At 55.4% G+C, this 18,327-nt stretch carries 17 protein-coding genes; 8 read left to right on the forward strand and 9 right to left on the reverse strand.

Annotated elements, in window-relative coordinates; all coding sequences use genetic code 11:
• The first annotated feature begins 146 nt into the window (after nt 1-146).
• Nucleotides 147-1,700, forward strand: coding sequence for a murein biosynthesis integral membrane protein MurJ (gene murJ, locus Q8O73_RS14015; RefSeq protein ID WP_305558781.1), 1,554 nt, complete (start codon nt 147-149; stop codon nt 1,698-1,700).
• Between the two features lie 139 nt (nt 1,701-1,839).
• Nucleotides 1,840-2,838: a tryptophan--tRNA ligase gene (gene trpS / locus Q8O73_RS14020; protein ID WP_305558782.1), complete on the forward strand. Its 999-nt coding sequence runs from the start codon at nt 1,840-1,842 to the stop codon at nt 2,836-2,838.
• Between the two features lie 69 nt (nt 2,839-2,907).
• On the opposite strand, the gene Q8O73_RS14025 is transcribed toward trpS, so the two are convergent.
• Both Q8O73_RS14025 and ribA read right to left on the reverse strand, forming a co-directional pair.
• Nucleotides 2,908-4,320 (reverse strand): hypothetical protein, encoded by a 1,413-nt coding sequence (locus Q8O73_RS14025; protein WP_305558783.1) that lies wholly within the window; start codon nt 4,318-4,320, stop codon nt 2,908-2,910.
• A 147-nt stretch (nt 4,321-4,467) separates the two neighbouring features.
• The gene (gene ribA / locus Q8O73_RS14030) at nt 4,468-5,631 is read right to left on the reverse strand and encodes a GTP cyclohydrolase II (RefSeq protein WP_305558784.1); all 1,164 of its coding nucleotides are present in this window, start codon (nt 5,629-5,631) and stop codon (nt 4,468-4,470) included.
• Between the two features lie 245 nt (nt 5,632-5,876).
• Between ribA and Q8O73_RS14035 the strand changes: the two genes are divergently transcribed.
• Entirely contained in the window at nt 5,877-6,566 is a 690-nt protein-coding gene (locus Q8O73_RS14035) for a response regulator transcription factor (protein WP_305558785.1), read from the forward strand.
• Between the two features lie 197 nt (nt 6,567-6,763).
• Here Q8O73_RS14035 and Q8O73_RS14040 read toward each other — a convergent pair whose 3' ends face one another.
• Nucleotides 6,764-7,471 (reverse strand): YggS family pyridoxal phosphate-dependent enzyme, encoded by a 708-nt coding sequence (locus Q8O73_RS14040; protein ID WP_305558786.1) that lies wholly within the window; start codon nt 7,469-7,471, stop codon nt 6,764-6,766.
• Nucleotides 7,472-7,518: 47 nt separating this feature from the next.
• Here Q8O73_RS14040 and Q8O73_RS14045 point away from each other — a divergent pair, with 47 nt between their 5' ends.
• On the forward strand, nt 7,519-8,154 hold the full coding sequence (locus Q8O73_RS14045) for a thiamine phosphate synthase (RefSeq protein ID WP_305558787.1): 636 nt from the start codon (nt 7,519-7,521) through the stop codon (nt 8,152-8,154).
• A 69-nt stretch (nt 8,155-8,223) separates the two neighbouring features.
• Here Q8O73_RS14045 and Q8O73_RS14050 read toward each other — a convergent pair whose 3' ends face one another.
• Nucleotides 8,224-9,246 (reverse strand): porin, encoded by a 1,023-nt coding sequence (locus Q8O73_RS14050; RefSeq protein WP_305558788.1) that lies wholly within the window; start codon nt 9,244-9,246, stop codon nt 8,224-8,226.
• A gap of 290 nt (nt 9,247-9,536) precedes the next feature.
• Nucleotides 9,537-10,580 (reverse strand): porin, encoded by a 1,044-nt coding sequence (locus Q8O73_RS14055; protein ID WP_305558789.1) that lies wholly within the window; start codon nt 10,578-10,580, stop codon nt 9,537-9,539.
• A 242-nt stretch (nt 10,581-10,822) separates the two neighbouring features.
• On the opposite strand from Q8O73_RS14055, the gene Q8O73_RS14060 reads away from it, so the two are divergent.
• The 4 genes from Q8O73_RS14060 (at nt 10,823) to holA (ending at nt 13,568) form a co-directional block, all read left to right on the forward strand.
• On the forward strand, nt 10,823-11,383 hold the full coding sequence (locus Q8O73_RS14060) for a DUF3576 domain-containing protein (RefSeq protein WP_305558790.1): 561 nt from the start codon (nt 10,823-10,825) through the stop codon (nt 11,381-11,383).
• Between the two features lie 98 nt (nt 11,384-11,481).
• A complete protein-coding gene (locus tag Q8O73_RS14065) occupies nt 11,482-12,009 on the forward strand; it encodes a hypothetical protein (protein ID WP_305558791.1) in 528 nt (175 codons plus the stop codon).
• Nucleotides 12,009-12,521 carry an LPS assembly lipoprotein LptE gene (locus Q8O73_RS14070; protein WP_305558792.1) on the forward strand — a complete coding sequence of 171 codons (513 nt, stop codon included), beginning with the start codon at nt 12,009-12,011 and terminating at the stop codon, nt 12,519-12,521. Before Q8O73_RS14065 ends, Q8O73_RS14070 begins: the two co-directional genes overlap by 1 nt.
• Before the next feature lie 15 nt (nt 12,522-12,536).
• Entirely contained in the window at nt 12,537-13,568 is a 1,032-nt protein-coding gene (gene holA / locus Q8O73_RS14075; RefSeq protein ID WP_305558793.1) for a DNA polymerase III subunit delta, read from the forward strand.
• A 38-nt stretch (nt 13,569-13,606) separates the two neighbouring features.
• Here the strand turns inward: holA and Q8O73_RS14080 are convergent, their stop codons facing one another.
• The 4 genes from Q8O73_RS14080 to mnmG form a co-directional block, all read right to left on the reverse strand.
• Nucleotides 13,607-14,815 (reverse strand): ParB/RepB/Spo0J family partition protein, encoded by a 1,209-nt coding sequence (locus Q8O73_RS14080; protein ID WP_305558794.1) that lies wholly within the window; start codon nt 14,813-14,815, stop codon nt 13,607-13,609.
• A complete protein-coding gene (locus tag Q8O73_RS14085; RefSeq protein WP_305558795.1) occupies nt 14,812-15,627 on the reverse strand; it encodes a ParA family protein in 816 nt (271 codons plus the stop codon). Before Q8O73_RS14085 ends, Q8O73_RS14080 begins: the two co-directional genes overlap by 4 nt.
• A complete protein-coding gene (rsmG, locus tag Q8O73_RS14090) occupies nt 15,611-16,258 on the reverse strand; it encodes a 16S rRNA (guanine(527)-N(7))-methyltransferase RsmG (RefSeq protein WP_305558796.1) in 648 nt (215 codons plus the stop codon). The genes Q8O73_RS14085 and rsmG overlap by 17 nt, the downstream gene beginning before the upstream one ends.
• A 153-nt stretch (nt 16,259-16,411) precedes the next feature.
• Nucleotides 16,412-18,304 carry a tRNA uridine-5-carboxymethylaminomethyl(34) synthesis enzyme MnmG gene (gene mnmG / locus Q8O73_RS14095; protein ID WP_305558797.1) on the reverse strand — a complete coding sequence of 631 codons (1,893 nt, stop codon included), beginning with the start codon at nt 18,302-18,304 and terminating at the stop codon, nt 16,412-16,414.
• Between the last annotated feature and the right edge of the window lie 23 nt (nt 18,305-18,327).

The raw sequence follows: 18,327 nt of genomic DNA on the forward strand, positions 1-18,327 counted from the left end.
TGACGACCGTCACAAACTGCAAATGAATCTTATATTTTACGACAATCCCCTGTTACGACTTCCTTCACCTTCGGCTGGCAAAGTTATCCGCAATATGATCGGGGGCTTGCACGCCGCCCTGATGACGGCCTTTCAAACGGAAAATCATGTCGCTTGTTCGCTCGATTGCCACCGTAAGTGGTTTTACCCTGCTTTCCCGCCTGTTGGGATTTGCCCGTGACATCATGATTGCCGCGATGCTGGGCGCAGGCGGCATGGCAGATGCCTTTTTTGTTGCCTTCAAATTTCCCAACCTGTTTCGCCGCCTGTTTGGCGAAGGCGCGTTTTCCGCGGCCTTCATCCCGCTTCTGGCAGGCGACATTGAAAAACGCGGTCTGGAGGCCGCCCGCGAATTTGCCGCCCGTGCCATGGCGATGATGCTGGTAATTGTCGGGTTTCTGGTCGCGATCATTGAAATCACCATGCCGTGGGCAATGCATGTGATTGCGCCGGGTTTTGCCGATGATCCGGAAAAATTCGCGCTGGCCGTTGAATTGTCGCGTATTACCTTTCCCTATCTGGTGTTTATTTCGGCCGTTGCCCTGATGTCGGGTGTGCTCAATACCCTGCATCATTATGCTGCGGCGGCCGCGGCGCCGATTGTGCTCAATATCTGCCTGATTGCCGCCTTGCTGGGCCTGACACCTTTTACCCAGACCAGCGCCCATGCCCTGTCATGGGGGGTGGCCGCCGCCGGGGTGGCGCAATTTATCTGGCTGGTTGTGGCTTGCAAACGCGCCGGATTTGCCATCCGCTGGCAATGGCCCAAAATCGATGATCGCATCAAATTGCTGGGCAAACGCATGGTGCCGGGCATGATTGGCGCGGGTGTTTATCAGCTTAATCTTCTGATCGATACCATGCTGGCGACCCTGGTATCCGACGGGGCGGTGTCATGGCTTTATTATGCCGACCGGGTGCATCAATTGCCGCTGGGCGTTATTGGCATTGCGGTTGGCACCGCCCTGTTGCCCACCCTGTCACGCCAATTGCAGGGTGATGACCCGGCAATCGCGATGTACAGCCAGAATCGCGGTATGGAAATCGCCCTGTTGCTGACCCTGCCTGCCGCTGTTGCGCTGGGGGTCATGGGAATGCCGCTGATCAATGTTTTGTTTCAGCGCGGGGCGTTTGGTGTGGATGAAACCCTTGCCACCGGCATGGCCTTGACGGTGTTTGCCTTTGGCCTGCCCGCCGCCGTATTGGTCAAGGTTCTGGCCCCCGGATTCTTTGCCCGTGAAGATACCAAAACCCCGATCCGGATTGGCATTATGGCGATGGTGCTCAACATCGTCCTGATCCTGTGTCTGATGCCGTTTTTCGGGCATCTGGGCATTGCGGCGGCAACGTCGGTTTCGGTCTGGATCAATGCCGCCTGTCTGGCAATTACCCTGCATCGGCGCGGCCATCTGGTATTTGATGCAAGGCTGCGTCGGCGGGTGCCGCGTATCGCGTTATCCTCTGCCCTGATGGGGGCGGTGTTGTGGCTGGTGATTGATCTGGTCTGGCGTTTTGACGTGCCCACCCTTGAACGGGTGATCATGATGACGGTGATTGTGACCGGCGGTGTCGTGATTTACGGCCTGTCCGCCCAGCTTTCCGGGGCCACCCGCTTTTCGGAACTCAAAACCATCCTGCGGCGCGGCAAAACCGGCAGCTGACAATCCGATAAGCTCTTGACCAAAGGCTGCGCGAAAGATTAACTCCGCCGATCGATCTGCAAGCTCGTCCGCCGGCGGGTGTCCACAACCTGGCGGAGCTTGGGGATATTGTGTCAATTCTGGAAATGGACGACAGCATATGGACCGTATTTTTTCGGGCGCACAGCCCACCGGCAATCTGCATCTTGGCAATTATCTGGGCGCTATTCGCAACTGGGTCGCCCTGCAAAAAGATTTTGAATGCGTTTTCTGCGTTGTTGATTTGCATGCCATCACGGTCTGGCAGGATCCGCAGGAATTGCGGTCCAACATCCGCGAACTTGCCGCCAGCATGATCGCCTCGGGCATTGATCCGCAAAAACATGTGCTGTTCAATCAAAGTCAGGTATCGGCCCATGCCGAACTGGCGTGGATATTTAACTGTGTGGCGCGCATCGGCTGGCTGAATCGCATGACCCAGTTCAAGGAAAAGGCCGGCAAGAATCGCGAAAACGCATCGCTTGGTCTTTATGCCTATCCCAGCCTGATGGCGGCCGACATTCTGGCCTACAAGGCGACCCATGTTCCGGTTGGCGAAGACCAGAAACAGCATCTTGAACTGACCCGCGACATTGCGATCAAATTCAATAATGATTTTGGCGTCGATTTCTTCCCGACCCCGGAACCGCTGATTCTGGGTCCGGCCACCCGCGTCATGTCGCTGCGTGAAGGCACGAAAAAAATGTCGAAATCCGATACGTCGGATATGTCCCGCCTTAACATGACCGATGATGCCGATACCCTGTCGCGCAAAATCCGCAAGGCCAAAACCGATGCCGAACCCCTGCCTTCCGAGGCCGCCGGTCTGGAAGGGCGACCCGAAGCCCGCAATCTGGTAACGATTTATGCAGCCCTGATGGATCAGGGTGTGGATGCCGTTCTGTCAGAGCATGGCGGCACGCAGTTTTCCGGCTTCAAACAGGCATTGACCGATGTTGTGGTCGATAAACTGGCCCCGATCACAACCGAAATGGCCCGGCTGAAAAACGATATCCCCTATATCGACAGCGTGCTGTCCAAAGGGGCGGATCGCGCCGATGCCATCGCCCAGCCGATCCTGCGCGAGGTCAAGGAAATCGTCGGTTTCCTTAACCGCTAAACACAAGACATCCGCACATCAAAAAGGCCCGGTCAGAAATCTGGCCGGGCCTTTGATATTTTTCCGTGATCAGATCGATCCATCACCCTGACGGCTTTGCATCGCCTGATATTTTTGCAGGCCTTCCATCATAGTCTGACTGAACCATGCCCCGACCGGCGCATCGCCGACCTGATGGTCGCGTACCTGATCAATCAGCGGATGGGCTTCGGAAATTTCGGTCTCAGCCGTTTCCGAATTGTCTGCCGTGGCCTGAACCGGTGCAGCCGATTTTGCCGGGCGGGCATCGGCCACCGGGTTTATCATGGCAACATTGCGGGCTTCTGCTGCCATTTCTGTCGCCGTGTCGCGTTTCAGCGCGGCGTTAAAACGCGCCATCAATTCGGTATCACTCAGCGGGGCCATATCATCATCGGCATGGGTGGCCCCGGTCGCCGGGGTTTCGGCCTTTGCCGGACGCCATTTGGCATTGGCATCGACCATTGCCCGATCAAGGCCAAGGGATGTTGACGCGGTATTCAGACGGCCTGCTTTCTGGGCACGTTGCCACACGGTTTCGCCATCGCTTCTGATCGGGGTGGTCGAGGCCGTCATCCGGCTGGAACTGGCCTTCTGACCGATCAGGTTCGAGGCAACATCGCTGCGCCCCGCACGGGCCAGAGTAACGGCCAGTTCAGCAGGATCAGGTTCGGCATTGGCCGTGGAGCTGGAACTGGCAATAGTTTGGCTACTGAAACCATCGCGGGCAAAACTGCGCTGGGCCTGCGGGGCAGAAGCCGTGGCCGCCGCAAAGGCCGACGACGACGCCATGGTGGTTTCCGACATGATTTCGGTCGTCAGATCACCCGGTTCATCGGCCATCGCCACGGTTTCAACCGCACCACGCGGTGCGGCCACAATATCATCGGGCAGGGTTGCGTCATCGGCCAGCATGGCGGCGGTAATATTTGCCGCCCCGCTATCGTCCATCGCTGTCCATGGCAGGACAAGACCATTTCCGGCAGTGGACTCCGATGCGGACGTTCCCGTCGCCGGTGTCGCATTGGCCATCACCGGCCCCTCGTCCGGGGCTTCCTCGCCACTTTCAAACACCGCCATGACGTGGCTACCGGTATCCTGGCCGGTGGTCATATCCACCACCGCATCAATTGCCGCACCGGCAAGACCAAAAATGCCGCCAAACAAAGTACCACCGGCAACCCGTGCGCCATTGCCCAGTTCATCGCCGGTAATGGAGCGATACAACATGCCGACAATCGGAATATGTTGCAGCGGATTGATCACATCAAGCATATCGGTGAATTCAAACCCGTCTTCGCCAAACAGGACTTCTGAAAAGCTCCGCCCTTCTGCCTCATCCGCATTGGAAGACGCATCGGGTCCTGTTGCGGACGCAGTATTGCTGGTCGCGGCCACGGCAGGCGCGCTCACACTCGCATTCACACTGGGCGATATTTGCCGCCAATCTGCACCAATTGACATGATTGTCCTCCTCTTGCCAACAGGAGATGCAACCGTGATGCCAGATTTGGCCTTAACCTATAGGATTGAAAATAGACGATATTTTTCAGGATGCCGGAATAATGCCCGGCGCATCCCTGCCCACCCGGCAGGATCTGCCGGGATCAGCTAGAACAAATGCCCGGCACGGTCTTTTTTGGTTTGCAGATAGAAGGCATTATGACCATTCGACGGAAAGGCATGTGCCACCCGTTCGCGTACCGCAACGCCCCATTTTTCCAGACCGGCCAGTTTTTCCGGATTATTCGTCAGCAGCCTTACCGTGCCAAAACCCAGTTGCCGTAACATCTCGGCCGCCGGACGGTAGACCCGTTCATCGGCGTCAAACCCCAGTTCCTCGTTGGCATCCAGCGTGTCAAAGCCACGATCCTGCAAGGCATAGGCCCGCAATTTATTGACAAGGCCAATGCCCCGTCCTTCCTGACGCAAATACAGGATAATGCCGCCCTTGCCGCTTTTGGCGATTTCGGCAATCGCACCCCGCAATTGCGGCCCGCAATCACACCGCAATGATCCAATCAGATCGCCGGTAAAACATTCCGAATGCAGCCGCACCAGAACCGGTTCGCCATCTTCACCCGCCTGCGGTTCGTCAATGACAATCGCCAGATGTTCCTGACCACCATCTTCGGGGCGAAACGCAATGATCCGGGCATTTTCGGCATTTTCCAGCGGCACCCGTGCCTCGCTTACCGCCCGCAAGGAACCCGCAGATGCATCTTCATAGCCATTGATACCCGCCGCATCCAGCCATAACAGATTTTCGCGAACAGCCATCCCGGCGGCATCACAACGCCCCAGCGGCATGGCAACGATTGCCGGTAACAAACGCGCCAGTTTCGCCAGACGGATGGCCGCATCTTCGGCGCTTGACGTTGCCCGCCAGCCCCCCGTCGGCAACACCGCATCATCAAACAACGGATTGGCCAGCGCCCCGCACGTTTCAGCATCGGGCGCAACAGGGGGTTCCGGGCAAAAGGCGACAAAGCCACTGCCGATCCCGGCATGGCCCAGAAACCGCGCCCGCACACGCGGCAGAACAATTGCCAGGCTTTCTTCAGATGATCCGGCGTCTTTCGCCAGAAGGCGCAACCGCGCCAGCCCCTGATCAGACAAAGGCTCGGTGGCAATCACCGCCACACATCCCTGATCCCCTTCGACCAGCACAATCTCGCCGCGCCGCAAATCGGCAACAGCACGCGACACCGATACAAGATCGGCAGCAGGTCGGGAATGAACCGGATGGCCGGTGGCAGATTTATGCTGGGTCATTGTTTATCAGAAATTCGTTTTATCATCACAACATCGCGATCAGGTGGGTATGGGACTGGATCATTGTTTCGTCAATGGGCTAAAGCAACAACAGTTTGTTCTTGAAATGGCGGCAAGGACAGTGGGAGACTTCACAGATCATGGTCATCCTTGCGATAACCATGATCATAAAAATCCGGGATCGTGCCGTTATCAAGGGGCATATCCTGATATAGACCGGTTTGACACACCAGCAAGGGGCGGCAATGACAACAGGAAAACAGGTTTTGGTGGTCGAGGATGATACGGCGCTCAGCCAGTCGCTGACCGAACAGCTTCGCCTTCACGAAGAATTTGACTGTATTGCCGTTCATAGCGGCCATGAAGCCCTTGAAGCCGTCAAGGACAGCTATTTTGACGTTATTTTGCTGGATGTCGGCCTGCCTGATATGGATGGCCGCGATGTGTGCAAGCTGATGCGTCGTTCCGGGGTCAAATCGCCGGTGATCATGCTGACCGGGGCCAATAGCGATTCGGACACCATTCTTGGCCTTGAATCCGGGGCCAATGATTATGTCACCAAACCGTTTCGCCTCAATGTCCTGCTGGCACGCATCCGCGCCCATATCCGCAGTCATGAACAAAGCGAAGACGCCATTTTCGCCATCGGCCCCTACAGCTTCCAGCCCGGTGCGAAGATCCTGATTGAGGTTACCAACGGGAAAAAGGTCCGCCTGACGGAAAAGGAAACCTCGATCCTCAAATTCCTGTTTCGCGCCGGGGACAAACCGGTTTCACGCGAAACCCTGCTCGATGAAGTCTGGGGCTATAATGCCGGGGTCACCACCCATACGCTGGAAACCCATGTTTACCGCCTGCGCCAGAAAATCGAAAAAGACCCGTCCAATGCGATGATCCTGATCACCGAACCGGGTGGATACAAGCTGGTGCCGTGATTCAGAACCCCGCGGTGAATTTTTTTCAAAAAAGATTTCACAACACGGCCGCCCAAACGTCTGGGGACAGGATGATCTTTATCCACAGAACAGACCAAAACGCCGCATTTTTGGAAAATGCGGCGTTTTTTAATGAAATCGGGCTATTTTATACAGAATACGACGCCAAATACCGTTTTTCACCGTAAAATTCCGGCTTACTGAGCCAAATCATAGCTGCGATGACCAAAAATGGCTGTCCCAACCCGAATATGGGTCGCACCAAGGCGAATTGCAGCCTCGTAATCGCTGCTCATGCCCATGCTGCGGATTTTCAGGCCATGCCGGTCGGCGATTTTGACCAGCAAGGCAAAATGCAGGGCCGGTTCTTCATCGACCGGCGGAATGCACATCAGGCCACGCACCGGCAATTTCAGACGGTTGATACAATCATCGATAAAATCATCGGCGTCGGTCGGCGCAATTCCAGCCTTTTGCTGCTCCTCGCCGGTATTGATCTGAATATACAAATCCGGGCAGATACCCATCTTGTCGCGCTGCCGGGCCAACGCTTCGGCCAGTTTGGGCCGATCCAGCGTTTCAATCACATCAAACAGGCCGATCACATCCTTGATTTTATTGGTTTGCAGTGGCCCGATCAGATGCAATTCCACCCCGGCATAGGCTGCTTTCAATTTCGGCCATTTTCCGGCGGCTTCCTGCACCCGGTTTTCACCAAATACCCGCCGTCCGGCATCCAGTGCGCCGCGCACATGATCGGCATCGTGGGTTTTGCTGACACAAACCAGCGTCACCTCTGCCGGGTTGCGCCCGGCGGCCCCGGCGGCCTGATCAATCCTGGTCTGAACAATTGCCAGATTGGCAGCGATATCGACATTGGCGTTGGAAACAGTATGATCACTCATGCAACAGGATGCCTTGGTAAGACGACGGGATGGAAACGGAAAACCGCATGGACGCCAAACTAGCAAAGCTGGCGCGACAACTCAATTTGCGCAATGGCATCCAGACCAGAATAAAACCGATTCCCCCGATTATCCTGATGACCGACAGCCAGCGCCTGCCCGATCCGGTGCCCACGATCAGCCGATTGCCCCGTGGCAGCATGGTAATTTTCCGTCATTATGATCATCCGAACCGTCACCGGATCGCCCTTGCCACCCGGCGGGCCTGCCGACGATACGGGCATTTGTTTATCATCGCCAATGATCCGCACCTCGCCCGGCGTCTGGGCGCGGATGGCGACCATTTCCCGGAATATCATCTCTGGCAGGATCGCGCCCACTTGCGCACTGCCAAGGGAAATGCGATTCGCACCATCGCCTGTCACAGCCGACAGGCCCTTGCCAAAATCATCGCCCTGCCCTGTTCGGCCAGACCGGATGCCGTACTGATTTCACCCGTGTTTGCCAGCCTCTCGCATCCATATGCACCCTGTCTTGGTATTGCGACTTTTTCTGAAATGGCGGCTCTTGCGCGATGGCATTATCTTCATGCCGTCGCCTTGGGGGGGATTAACCGCAACACAGCCCTTTCCCTGCGGCCCACAAAAGCCTGCGGCTTTGCAGGTATCGGTTTTGGTCTGTGAAAACATCCCCAAAAGGAAAAGGGAGCGACAAAGCGCTCCCTTCCCTCTGTAGATTTTAGGCTGGATGGATCAGAAGTCCAGACGCAAACCGGTAACAGCACCATAACCTTCGTTATCAAAGCTGTTATTGTTGTTGTCGTCATCAAACCAGAACACCGAAGTTTTCCAGGTCACGCCTGCCCCAAGGGTATAAGCAAGACCAAGGTCAACCGTGCTCATTTCGCCGGTGGTGCGGTTGGTTTCGCCATTGGCGTAATCAGCATAGGCATAGGACAGCGAGACTTTGGCTGCATCCATGGCATAGGCAACGCCGATGTCATAGCTGTCGGTATCGCCACCGGCAGTATCACGATCCGTCAAGCCATAATCGCCTTCAAGATGACCATAGGAACCGCCAACGGTGAAGTTGCCAAAGCCGACATTGGTGCCAAAGCTGTACCAGTTGCCTTCGCCCTTGTTTTCACCAACAGCCGACAGGCCAAGCGACCAGCCATTGAAATCGGCGTTATATTCAAGACCACCCGAAACAACGTTGTCGCCTTCGGTTGCTGTATTGTTGGTTTCCGAAGTACTGTCATCTGTATAAGAGAAACCGGCACGGAATCCGCCCAGTATCGGGGTATAATAGGTAAATTTCTTGGCGTCGCCATCGCTGGGGACAGTGTCAATCGCATAGGCATCGACCCAGTTGGTCAGGTCTTCGTCATTGACGCCGACCATACCGACAAAAGGCGCAACGATCGCCATGCTGTCTGCGGCACTGTCATCAGCACCCAAGCGAACCTGACCGAAACCGCCATTGACATACAGATACTGTTCGTCAACCTGATTGCTGCTGCCACCCTGGCCTTCAAGTTCGATTACGGCCCCCACTTCGATACCATTATCAAGGGTCGTCGAACCCTTGAAATGAACTTCGGTGTCAGACTGAAAGGCATTGATGTTAGCAGCGCTATCGCGGTCCTGATCGGCAACCCCCATCCATTGTTCCATATAACCACCAACCGACAATTTGATCGGTTCAGAAGCGTAAGCCTGACCGGCAAATGCAACAGCGGCAAGCGCACTGGATGCAACAAGAAGCTTTTTCATCTTTTTCCTCATTTTTGGAAAACCAAAGGGCCAGATCGAATATCTAGTCTGGATTGGGATTTATAAAGCCAAACAAGTGACCCGTGGTCAATTATAAGATTGTAGCATAGTGATTTTTTCAGAACAGCTGTGCCTGTTATGCAACAGTTTGGGGATTTAATAAAAAGTGTAAATCATGAATTATAAAAATAATGTTTATTTTATGACCTTCAGTCATTTACTTTTGAAAAAGACAAAAAAGAAGGGAGCGGCAAGCCGCTCCCTTCCTAATCGCATCAAATTCCGAAGAATTAGAAGGACAATTTAATACCGGTAACAAGGCCGTAACCTTCGTTGTCGGCAGCAGCAACACGATCATTTTCGAACCAGAAGACAGACGAACGCCACTCAACACCGGCACCAAGGGTGTAGGTCAGGCCGAGAGCAACAACGTCAAGTGAGTCTTCGCCAGCGCCAACGCCCTGTTCTTCGGTTTCACCGTAGTAAGTCGCAGAAACGGTTGCGGCATCCATTTTGTACGAAACGCCAAGGTCGTAACCTTCGACTTCCTGATCATTGCCGGTGCTAGTACCAGCGTTGAATTCAGAGTCCTGAATACCATAGGAAGCGCCAACGGTGAAGTTGCCGAAGCCAACATTGGCACCAACATGCCACCACTGACCTTCAGAAGCCTGATCGTCTTCACCAACAGCCGAAACTTTCACCGAAACAGCGTCAAAGTCACCTTTGTATTCAACGCCAGCTGAAACACGGGAGTCATTGTCAGTGACGGTGTTGTTGGTTTCAGAATTGATGCTGTCAGCATAGGAAATACCGGCACGGAAGCCACCAAGAACCGGAGTGTAGTAGGTAACGCGCTTTGAGTCACTTGCTGCATCGGCACCACCACCAGCACCAAGATAGTTGGCATTCGGGGTCGAAATATCAACCCAGTTACCCAGATCGCCATCCTGGGCGATAACCGCACCGGTCGACGGCGCAAGGGTCGCCATGTCAGCAGCGGCACCGTCTTCGGCACCCAGCTTTACCTGACCAAAACCGCCGTTGACGTACAGATACTGTTCGTCAACCTGATTGCTGGCACCACCTTGGCCTTCGAGTTCGATGGCAGCACCGATTTCAATGCCGTTGTCAAGGGTGGTCGAACCCTTGAAGTGAACTTCGGTGTCGGACTGGAATGCGTTACGCGAAGCGAATCCGTTTTCCTGATCGGCAACACCGGCCCACTGTTCCATGTAACCACCAACCGACAATTTGATCGGTTCAGAAGCAGAAGCCTGACCGGCGAAGGCAACAGCGACGAGCGCGCTGGAAGCTACGAGAATCTTTTTCATCTTTTCCCTCAACGTCTATTTACTACCGCATCACTGCGGAGAAAGTAGTATGGACAGCGAAGTGCCATCCGGTTCGAGACGAATGGAGCCAGCAAAATCGCCCCCCGTCAACCATCCTGTGGCATTGAAGTAACATTTTCCATGTGATGTTGCAAAAACAACACACATGTTTTTGTTTGCGGGAAAACTACAGCCCTTTATAGTGCGATCCAGCGTATATGCCCGAAAAAGTGAAGGACTAAATGACCATTTCATCCCTTGCCAAAATTGGCAGTCTTATCGCGATGTCTTTGATCCTCTCAGCCTGTGCCGGTACCCAGGCCGATTATGACAGTTTTCCCGGATCGGCACCCGGTAATGAAAGAATCAATGGCAGCAGCGCGACCATTGCCGACATGAAAGAACGCGGGAGCCTGCTTGGAGATGGTGGCCTGTTTGGTAGTGGCGACAACCCGCAACAGGGCGGCGGTTCCGGCATTGGCGTAAACAGCTTCCTGTGGCGGGCCTCGCTTGACACCCTGTCTTTCATGCCGCTCAGTTCCGCCGATCCGTTTGGCGGGGTGATCATCACCGACTGGTACAGCCCGGCGGAAACCCCCAATGAACGCTTCAAGATCACGACTTATATATTGGGCACCGCCCTTCGGTCCGACGGGGTACGAGTCTCCGTCTTCCGTCAGGTACGCGCCGGGTCAGATCAATGGGCCGATGCCGTGGTCGAACCGGGCACCGCAACCGCAATGGAAGATTCGATTCTAACCCGGGCGCGGCAATTGCGCATTGATACCGCCGCCGGGCAATAACAGGGTCCGTGTATCAGTCAGGCCGTTATAACCCCCATGCGCTCGCCCGTGCATGGGGGTCTTTATATCGGAACCGTCTGGGTGATGTTTCGGATGCCATGCAACTTCGGTATTATCGCGCCCAGATCGCCCAAGCAGTTTTGCAGGCCGCAGACATCGTCATACAATCTGAACGCCGCTTGACCGGCCCGGTGACATTCCGCGAAAATACCGATTCGGAAACCCTGATTGCCGAACTGGGTCCCGATATCGTCTGGCTTTCCCTGCTGGCCGATGTGCCCTTGCACCGTCCCCTTATGCTGTCGCATGAAAATTTCACCGGTCACTGGCGCTGGTTGCGGCATGTCTGGACTTATTATAAAGAACCCGGTCCGGAACAGTTGCCACAAACGGCTGAAATTCCGCCAAACATCCTCACCAGCCTGCAACAGCAAAAATACCATACCGCCATTGCCCATCTGCATCTGGCCTTTCGCGCATTGTCGGCAAAGCCGTTTGATAACATGCCCCCCACCCGTCATCTTGGCTTTCTGACCGCCTTGCAGTGGTTTTGTCCTTACATCGGGGCGGAATTGTTGTATCGCTATGGCAGGATCGAATCATCTGCAAAGCGGAGTCCCGACTGATGCATCTGTTGCGCCCGGCCCTCATCGCCCTTGTTCTGATTGGTATCAGCAGCCTGTCGGCTTGCGGCTTTCGCCCGCTTTATGCCGAAGACAAACAGGGTCAAAGCACCGCATCCGAAATGGCCGCTGTTAAAATCGTGCTGATCGAGGACCGAATCGGCCAATTGACCCGCAACGCCCTGATCGAAACCCTGACCCCGCGTGGACAGGTGGCCCGCCCGCTATACCGGCTGGACATCACCCTGTCAGAAACCACCTCCGAACTGGGTTTTACAAAGGCAAACGAGGCGACCATCGCCGATTACCTGTTATATGCGGATTACAATCTTTATCGCACATCAGACAACGTCTTGTTGCGAAAAGGTAAGTTGACAGCCCGTACCAGTTACAATCTGGTTGATTCCGATTTCGCCAGTCTGGAGGCTGAAAATGCCGCCCGCCGCGATGCCGCCCGCAATCTGGCCCGACAGGTTTCCAATCAGGTCGCGGTTGGCCTGCGCAGTGCGCAATAGGGCTGATATCCACCGATGAAACTCAAAGCCGCCCAGGTCGAACAGTTTCTCCGCGCCCCGGATGCGCGGGCGCAATTGATTCTGATTTATGGCGAGGATGAAGGACTGGTGCGTGAACGCGCCGCGACCCTTGCCAAAACCGTGGTCGCGGATTTGCAGGACCCGTTCCGCATTGCCGAACTGGGCCCGGCCCAACTTAAAGAAGATGCCGGTCGTCTGCGCGACGAAGCCGCCGCCATCAGTTTTGGTGGCGGGCGGCGCGTTTTGCGGCTGCGTGATATTGGCGATGCCCAGGCGCCGGTGATTGCCGATTTTCTGGACGATCCGGCGGGCGATGCCCTGATCATTTGCGAGTCGGGCAGTCTGGCAGCCAAATCAAAACTGCGTCAGGCGGTTGAAAAAGCAGCCAATGCCATGGCCCTGCCCTGTTATGCCGATTCGGGCCGCGATCTGGAAGGCCTGATCAGTTCTGTCATGGCCGATCATCAATTGCGGATTGATCGCGATGCCGTGCGATTCCTTGTCGCCAATCTTGGCAGTGACCGCATGATCTCGCGCAGCGAACTTGAAAAACTGGCCCTCTATGCCCTGAAAACCGGGCAAGTGACCCTGGCCGACGCCATGGCCTGTGTCGGCGACAGTTCCGCCCGCCATTATGATGATGTGGTGTCGGCGGTGTCACAGGGCAATGTGACAAAGCTTGACAGCGCCCTGACCCGGCTGGTCGAAGAAGGCCTAAGCCCGGTCGGCGCACTGCGTATGATGATCGGTTATTTTCAAAAACTGCATCTGGTCAAGGGCCAGATCGCCAATGGCATGTCGCCAGATCAGGCGATCAAATCGCTGCGCCCGCCGCTGTTTTTCAAGGCGGCGGATCTGTTTCGCGCCAATCTGTCAGCTTGGCCGCTCGGCCATTTGCAACGTGCCCTGCAAATCCTGCTGGAAGCCGAAAAAGACTGCAAAAGCGGTCTTGCCATCCCGGAAACCCTGGCGCACCGCGCCATGATCAAGGTTGCCGTCGCCCGACAGAAACAGGGCAGGAACTGATCCCCGCCCCGCTATGCTGCATTGCAAAATTCTGCCGACTAACGTTTTTCACCCGCATCGACAACCTGATCGAGAATATCGACATCGACCTCTTCCTGATCTTCCGGATCATCGCCTTCCGGTCCGCTCAGAAAATCATCGTCGTCTTCATCATCGCTGCTGCCAAAATTGATATCCGTGGCATCGGCAATCGATTCAAGTTCTGCCGTCAAATCATCCGTCGTGTCATCACCATCGGGCGTATCCGCCCCATCATCTAGAAACATCGAATCGAATTCATTGTCGTCTTCCCGGGCGGGTAAGACATCGGATTCAGGATCATCACGCAGGGCTTCAGACGCCACGGCACGGCTATGCGTCAGACGCTGCAATATATCATCAAGCTGCTCCAACGTTTCATACCGCACCGACAGCCGCCCCCCGGCCCCGTCAAAATCGATAGAAACCGCAAGACCCAACATATTGCTCAGATCGCGCTCCAGCGCCACCGTATCCGGGTCTTTGTGTCCGCCCGCTGCGGTGCTGGGTTTTTTCGGTCGGGCGGTTTTGCCGCCCGCCGTTTTCACCAGCTTTTCGGTCTGGCGAACATTCAACCCTTTACGGACGATCTGATTGGCCAGCTCGACGGCATTATCCGCCCCCAGCAAAGCCCGCGCATGGCCGGAACTCAGCACCTTGTCCGCCAGCATCTGCTTGATCGGGCCGGGCAAGGAGAGCAGCCGCAACGAATTGGCGATATGGCTGCGGCTTTTGCCCAAAGCCTGACCCAGGGCTTCCTGGGTATGGGAAAATTCCGCCATCAGGCGGTTATAACCCTCGGCTTCTTCCAGTGCCGACAGATCCTGTCGCTGCAAATTTTCAATCAGGGCGATTTCGGCGGTTTCCCGATCATCAAAATCGCGCACCAAAACCGGCACTTCATGCAGTTGCGCCCGCTGGGCAGCGCGCCAGCGTCGTTCCCCGGCGATGATTTCATATTGCGTCGCCCCGGTGGACGAAGCCCGCACCAGAATCGGCTGGATAATGCCTTTTTCCCGGATTGAGGCCGCCAGATCGTCAATCGCCTCATCATCAAAATTCAGCCGCGGCTGAAACGGTGATGGGGCAAGATCGGAAATCGCAACATGGCGGGTCGTGCCGCCCGGTCCCGGATTGCGTCCGGCAATGGCGGAACCAATGTCTTCATCATCCTCGCCCAGCAATGCCGACAGGCCCTTGCCCAAACCGCGTTTCTTGACCTCGCTCATGCCTTTACTCCTTCGCGTTTCAGGACCTCACTCGCCAGATTGAGATAAGCCTTCGCCCCCGGACATTTCATGTCATAAACCAGAACTGGCTTGCCATGACTGGGGGCTTCGGATACCCGCACATTGCGCGGAATCACCGTGCGATAAACCACATCGCCAAAATAACCGCGCACATCCGTTGCCACCTGTGCTGACAGATTATTGCGCTTGTCATACATGGTCAGGACAATACCCTGAATTTCCAGCGCCGGATTAAACGCCTTTTTGACCCGCTTGATGGTCCGGACCAGATGACTGATGCCTTCCAGCGCAAAAAATTCGCATTGCAACGGCACCAGAACCGCATCGGATGCCACTAATGCATTCAGCGTCAACAAGCCCAAAGAAGGGGGGCAATCGATCAGGACATAATCGACATCCTGCGGCAATCGCGCCAGGGATTCTTTCAGCTGCATTTCGCGGCGTTCAAAATCAACCAGTTCAATTTCCGCCCCGGATAAATCCATGCCCGACGGCACAAGGCTTAATTGCGGGATCGAGGTTTCCAACCGCGCTTCGGCGAGGCTCGCCCCATTGATCAACACATCATAGGAACTGATTTGCCGTTCGGCCGGACGAATACCCAAACCGGTGCTGGCATTGCCCTGCGGATCAAGATCAACAATCAACACCCGTTGTTTGACGGCGGCAAGGGCCGTTGCCAGATTGATTGTCGTTGTGGTTTTACCCACCCCGCCCTTCTGGTTGGCAACCGAGATAATGCGGGGCCGATGCCCGCCGGTCGAAATCGGTAGATCAATCACGTCCGTCACGATGAACCCCCTGTAAAATCATCACCACACCCGTCGGATCAACCAGACTGGCATGCGTGTCGATGGCAAAATGCCAGCCCGCAGCACGGGCTTCCGCAACTTCATCTTCAAAACTTCGGCCCTTGAGCAAGACATATGTCCCGCCCGGTTTCAGATGGCGTTGCCCCATTTCCAGCAATTTCGGCAAAGGAGCAAAGGCCCGTGCGGTAATCAGATCGGCGGCACCGGGTGCAGCAGCCTCAATCCGTTCGCGGGCAATATCAATCTGATCCAGACAGCCACAAATCCGGGTCGCCTCCATCAGAAACACCGTTTTTTTGGTATTGGATTCCATCAGCGTGACATGTTGTGCGCCCAGAATCGCCAAAACAATCCCGGGAAACCCGGCACCGGACCCGAAATCGACAATTTTGCCACTGGCGGCAACATCGCACACATAGGGCCACAATTGTGCCGAATCATGCAAATGACGGGACCAAACATCATCGGCGGTACTCGCCCCGACAATATTGATGCGCGGCTGCCATTTGACAACCAAATCGGCATAACGGTTCAGACGCTCCAATGTTTCACGTGAAACACTCAGATCGTCTTCAAACCAGCTTTGAACGGCGATGGAATTTTTCTGCATAAGTCTCTTATAAGTCCGTCCCCGACATCACGCCAGCGCAGACTTCATCTGCTTTCAGTTTTTTCGTCTTTTGAGCACAAAAATACCGGCAATGTTTCACGTGAAACATTGCCGGTCCGATATATTGATCCTGTTTTGAAATATCGAGGGAAATTAAGCCGTTTTTTGCTGCAACGATTTTTGATGTTTGTGGGTTTTGATATGGCCCAGCAATGCCGTCACCGCCGCCGGAGTCACACCAGGAATGCGCGACGCCGCCCCGATTGTTTCCGGCGCAATCTCTTTCAGCTTTAATTTGATTTCGGACGACAACCCGCCCACCCGATCATAATCCAGATCGCGGGGTAATCGTAAATCTTCATCCCGGCGGAATGCTGCCACATCCGCGGCCTGACGTTCCAGATATCCCTTATATTGCGCGTCAATCGCCACCTGTTCGCGAATCGCCGGATCAAGGTCCCGCAATTGTGGCCAGACCGCAAACAACTGATCAAAACCGACATCCGGATACGCCAGCAAATCATAGGCGCTGCGCCGCGCCCCATCCTGATTAACACGAATGCCATACTTGACCAGTTGATTCGGCGTTTCGGCCAATTCCCCGACCAGACGCTTGGCGGTTGCCAGTGCGTCCTTCTTGGCCGTCCACACCACCCGACGGGTCGAATCGACACATCCAAATTCAATGCCGCGATCCGTCAAACGTTGATCGGCATTATCGGCGCGCATCATCAACCGATATTCCGCCCGCGAGGTAAACATCCGGTAAGGTTCGCGCGTCCCCATCGTCACCAGATCGTCAATCATCACCCCGATATAGGCATCGGCCCGATCGAGAATAAATTCACGATCCGACCCGCCGGTCAAAAGCGCAGCATTGACACCAGCCACCAACCCCTGCCCGGCCGCTTCTTCATAACCGGTGGTACCATTGATCTGGCCCGCAAAAAACAGCCCGCCGACTTTTTTGGTTTCCAAGGTATGGCGCAATTCACGCGGATCAATGAAATCATATTCAACCGCATAACCGGGCCGGAAAATTTCGACCTTTTCCAAGCCCGGAATCGTCGCCAAAAGGGCAAGCTGCACGTCCTTGGGCAAGGAGGTTGAAATACCGTTCGGATAAACCGTCGGATCGTCCAGCCCTTCGGGTTCCAAAAAAATCTGGTGCTGGCCCTTTTCGGCAAAGCGCACCACCTTGTCTTCAATCGACGGGCAATAACGCGGGCCGGTGCTGCTGATCTGGCCGCTATACATCGGGGCGCGATGCAGATTATCGCGAATGATCTGATGTGTTGCTTCGGTGGTATGGGTCATAAAACAGGAAATCTGCGGTACCCGGATTGCATCGGTCAAAAAGGAAAAGGGATCGGGCGGTGTATCGCCTGCCTGTTCCAAAAGACCCGACCAGTCAATGGTGCGTCCATCCAGCCGCGCCGGGGTCCCGGTCTTAAGCCGCCCCAGACGAAATCCAAACCGTTTCAGGGTATAGGACAAACCGACCGACGGCGCATCGCCCACCCGGCCTGCCGGCATGGTTTCTTCACCAATATGAATCAGACCGCGCAGAAAAGTGCCAGTGGTCAAGACCACCGCCCCGGCTTGAAAACACCTTCCATCATCCGCCATCACCCCGGTCACACGGATATTGGCATCATCGATCATCAAATCTTCAACCGCCGCCTCAATCACCGTCAGATTGGGCTGCTCTGCCAGAATATCCTGAACGGCATTGCGATAGAGCTTGCGATCGGCCTGAGCACGCGGACCTCGCACGGCTGGGCCCTTCGACCGGTTAAGCATGCGAAACTGAATCCCGGCCCGGTCAATCGCCCGGCCCATCACCCCGTCAAGCGCATCAACCTCGCGGACCATATGCCCCTTGCCCAGTCCGCCAATCGCCGGGTTGCAGGACATTTCGCCAATACGGTCGGCGCGGTGGGTAATCAGGGCTGTCTGTGCGCCGCTCCGCGCAGACGCTGCTGCGGCCTCGCACCCGGCATGGCCGCCGCCGACAACAATGACATCAAAACGGTTCTGCGACATTGAAACCCTCATTGGCAATCCTT

It is taken from the genome of Thalassospira sp., from assembly GCF_030690045.1.
GTDB lineage: Bacteria > Pseudomonadota > Alphaproteobacteria > Rhodospirillales > Thalassospiraceae > Thalassospira.